This is a genomic window from Planktothrix sp. FACHB-1355 (genome assembly GCF_014748295.1).
Lineage (GTDB): Bacteria > Cyanobacteriota > Cyanobacteriia > Cyanobacteriales > Aerosakkonemataceae > Aerosakkonema > Aerosakkonema funiforme_A.
The window spans coordinates 1-3,406 of the sequence record NZ_JACJUP010000784.1 but is presented as its reverse complement, the minus strand read 5'-3'; the positions used below and the strand labels follow the sequence as shown (position 1 = coordinate 3,406).

Genomic DNA, 3,406 nt, shown 5'->3' with positions numbered 1-3,406 from the left:
TAGCGATCGCACTCCTGCAAGTGCCTTAACAAAAGTTCATACAGTGTCGATTACTTTTGTCCGACTACTTACAGGTATCGGCATTGCGCCAGAAAATCTTCGGTTGCTGTTTCAACCGTTCTGCCAGCTCGATAGCGATCTTAAGTGGCAATGTGAAGGCTCTGGTTTGGGTTTGGTGCTGACTCGCAAACTAGCCCGTTTGCACGGTGGCGATGTGACGGTGCGATCGACTTTGGGTCAAGGCAGTGAATTCACGCTTTTTCTGCCGGATACTGAGGGAGCGGTCGTCAGTGGGGCAGGGGTTTTTCCAGTTGTAGAGAGAGCTCTGCATTCTCCAGCACAACCAAGGCCACAGGTAACCGACAGCCGACACCTCAAACGCCACACTCGAAAAGTGGCCTCTGACAAAATGCGTGTTTTAATTGTGGAGGACGATCGCCGCACTGCCTCCGTGTTACAGAATTACCTTCAGGCGATTGGCTATCACGTAAAGCACTTAGCCAATGGTCTTGATTTTCTAGGTGAAGTGCAAACATTCAAACCAGATTTAATTTTGTTGGATTTACAGTTACCGGAAGGCCCGATCGGCTTAAATTTACTCGCAACGCTGCGACAAGAACCAGATTTGCAAAATCTACCGGTCGTAATACTGACTGCATCAGAAAGTGACAGGGAACTTTGTTTAGCCGCTGGAGCTAATGACTACTTTACTAAGCCGATTGGAATTGCCCAGATTGAGTCAATCTTGATGAGCTATCTCAAATAGTAATTAATGGCTGGAAATAATGCCAAGCTTCGATCAAATTTCCTTGCATTAGAGCTGCTGCACCGCTGAGAGCTTGAATTTCCGGGAGATTGGGATTGAGAGCCAGGGCTGGTTTGAGGGCTTTTTCGGCTTTTGAGGGATTCCAGTCATACAAGTGGACGAAAGACAGGTAGGCGTAGGCGTAGGGGTTTTGGGAGTCGAGTTTGGTGACTCTTTCCAAGGCGGCGATCGCACCAGCAGGCTGTCGCCGCAACACCTTCGCCAGCGCCAAAGCATAAGCTAATTGCAGGTTTTGCGGTGAGTGTGCCAAACGGTAATTTAGTGTCTTGCTAGCCTGAATCAGATAATCTTGAGTCGGATCGTATTGATTGATCCGTCCAGTTTGGTCAAAGACGCGATCGAGTGCTTTTGAGCCTTGGGGTAATTGAGCTGCTAAAGTTCTTAACTGAGTGAGTAAATCTAATTCCGGTGCGGGTGTAAACTTGGCAGTTGGGTCAATTTTCAGGGTGACTGGCGGTACTGCAATCGGATAAGTTTCACCAGTTTGGCGATTGAGATAAGTTGCTTCTAAAGTGTAAATTCCCGGAACAACATCGGCGGGAGGAAGCATCGCCGTTCGTTCGATAACTCGAAATGAATCCGTCAAGCGATCGTCTGTCAAGTTACCCGGATGCAAATTTCCCATCCCAATAGCATGGTCATGCAGCCATCCTTGTTGCTTCGTCTGAGATTTTTTACTAATGCACTGGGCAGGCGGGACGCCCACCCCACAAGAGAGAGATTTGGCTTGTGGGATGGGCATCTTGCCCGTCGAGACGCCCACCTCAGAAGAGAGAGATTTGGCTTGTGGGATGGGCATCTTGCCCGTCCCACCTGTTTTCAATGCAAGCGCGGACTTTGTTGCTTGTGAGGGAGAAACCGCCGAACTGCGCCAAGTTAACAATACCAAGCCTGACTGTAACTGGTTCCAAGAACCAGACCAATCGTAGACGACGGGGACTGGAACTCCAGGAGGCGATCGATCTGGTACTGTAACGCGATTCAATTTTAGATTTTGGATTTTGCGCGAAGTGGGCGTCTTGGACGCCATGTCCTCTACTTGGGGAGACCCCAAGATCGGAATGGCTCCGGTGACCGTCACGATGCCCACCTTCGCAAGAGAGGATTTTGGATTGGGGATTGCGGATTGAGAAATTATCTCCTGCTTTGCTACTTCTTCGCTTAACGGTTGTACTTGTACTGGTGGCTTTCGGCTGTGGTAAAGATTCAAATTACTGCCATCGGGCAAATTCCAACTTTTCTGTAACTGGAAATCTCCACCTTGCTCTACAATTTGGACGATCGCACTCTGCGCTTCGCTGGGAACGGAACCTTGATCTCCTGTTTTGGTGAGGAACCAGGACACAGACCGTGCATCTTGCTGTAGGTGTTTTTTTCGCGTTCCTACCTGACGCCCGTAAACCTGAAAATCGCTTAAAGCACCGTAATAATTGAAGTTGTGTTGGTTTAGTTCTGGTGTCGAGGGTAGTACGCCTAAAGTCGATCGCAGGTATGGTTCCGTTTTAACGATTTCTGCAATTACCTGCTGATGGGGAAACTGGGCACCAATATAAGGATAGTGCTGAAACCGGGGACTGAGAATTTGCGTTAACCAAGTACCCCCGATCGGATAGATATTTGCCAACATTAATAATATCGCTAAACCGATAGTAATGCGGCGGATATATTGTGACCAGCGCCCAGTCCAAAGCGTCAACCAGTAAGCGAGGAACAGTGACAGCACTGGCAAATATGGCAAAACATAACGGGTATCTTTGTTAATATTTAGAGAACAAAGCAGATAGGCACTTACCAAAAATATAGCTAACCATTTAATAGGCGATCGAGTAAAGCTATTACCACCTGTACCTCTGAGATCTCGAAACTCTAATTTTAGATTGAGAAGTATACCCAGATAATATAGACAACAGCAACTTAACACTATAACTTTGTGCCATAATTTGATCTGCAAAACTGGCTGTTGTTCGATCTCCGCTGCTGTTTTTCTCAATTCGGGCGGCCAAGCTGACATTTGTTTTTCGATCTCCGCTGCTGCTTTCCTAAATTCGGGCGGCATCTTGCCAGTTTTCTTAAATTCGGCCTGCCAAGCTGACATTTGTTCACTTTCCGCTGCTATTTTCCGTAGCGGCTCTATTTCCTCAGATGTTTTCCTGCGTAGCTGTTCTACTCCTCTAATGGCTAACTTACCCAGATAAAGTAGTAGACCGACGATGGGTACTAGCAACAGAGGCCAAGAAACTACATAAGGTAAATCTTTCCAATAAAATATCCAGGCATCGATCGTATTTAGGGCAGGGTCGCCTTCTGCGATCGCAGAGTCTACAGTAGCTCGTTTCCCAGCTGTCAGCATTAGCAGCCAATTCGTGCGATACCAAGGGCCAAATACTAACACTGACAACAACAAAGCACCTAATAGTTGAGCTAATCTTTCAGTTGCATTAAAAATAGAAGAAGGCTGATTTTTAATTTTTAATCTTAAGTTTTTCCAGAAATTACGAAGTTCGTCATTTATTACCAAAACTATTGGTATGAATAGGAAAAATATAGCTGTTTGCTTCACCATTAAAGCCAAGCCGAAAG

The 3,406-nt window shown here is 46.6% G+C and carries 1 protein-coding gene and 1 pseudogene; one reads left to right on the top strand and one right to left on the bottom strand.

The genetic code is table 11. The features are described from left to right. On the top strand, positions 1 to 766 hold a 766-nt coding region (locus H6S82_RS24800; RefSeq protein WP_199317951.1), incomplete at its 5' end, for a response regulator. Here H6S82_RS24800 and H6S82_RS33710 read toward each other — a convergent pair. Further along, positions 759 to 3,406, bottom strand: a pseudogene (locus H6S82_RS33710) (hypothetical protein); the annotation flags it as partial. The gene H6S82_RS24800 and the pseudogene H6S82_RS33710 sit on opposite strands and share 8 nt — an antisense overlap.